The 809-nt window shown below is 44.7% G+C and carries 1 protein-coding gene; it reads right to left on the reverse strand.

The features are described from left to right. Positions 1-719 (reverse strand): flagellin (locus tag AB4161_RS00940; RefSeq protein ID WP_372082573.1); only part of this gene is annotated, 719 nt, incomplete at its 3' end. Between the last annotated feature and the right edge of the window lie 90 nt (positions 720-809).

Genomic DNA, 809 nt, shown 5'->3' on the forward strand with positions numbered 1-809 from the left:
TCTTCAGTTACAGATGCTTTAACAGAATCTTGTTGACCGTTGATGTACGTTGCTAGCTCTTCAATGTCGTCACCCGCTTTTGCGCTGATGTCGATTTCTTGTGCTTGACCGAAGTTATCAGTGAACGACATTTTTAGGTCGTTAGAGCCTGATTGAACGTTCCAATCTTTATCTTTCGCGTTCTCAGTTTGGTAGCTCTTACCACCCATCTGAGCGTTATCAGAGCGCATGTCTTTCAGTTGAAGCATTACCGCTTCACCGTTGTCCGCACCGATTTGGAATGACTGAGTTCCGTAAGTGCCATTAATGAGTTTGTTACCACCGAAAGATGTGGTTTCTGCGATACGGTTAAGTTCATTGTTAAGCGCAGTTACTTCTTCTTGAATCGCTACACGCTCAGATTTTGAGTTTGAGCCGTTTGAAGACTGTAGAGACAAATCACGCATACGTTGCAGGATGTTCGTTGTCTCGTTCATTGCACCTTCAGCAGTTTGTGCAATAGAGATACCGTCGTTCGCGTTACGTACAGCAACATCAAGACCACGGCTCTGAACGTTCAAACGGTTCGAGATTTGTAGGCCCGCAGCGTCATCTTTTGCGCTGTTGATTTTTGAGCCAGAAGCTAGACGCTCCATTGATGTTTGTTGTGCGCTGTTTGCGTTGTTTAGGTAACGTTGCGCTGTCATCGCTGAAACGTTTGTATTTACATTCACTGCCATGGTGATTTCTCCAATTGATTTTCCGGTATAGCGGTTTCCGACGTCTCGGAAAACCAAGTAGTTCTCTCAAAGTTACTTTTAATAACGGCG

The organism is Vibrio sp. 10N.286.51.E5 (genome assembly GCF_041469125.1).
Classification (GTDB): Bacteria; Pseudomonadota; Gammaproteobacteria; order Enterobacterales; family Vibrionaceae; genus Vibrio; species Vibrio crassostreae_C.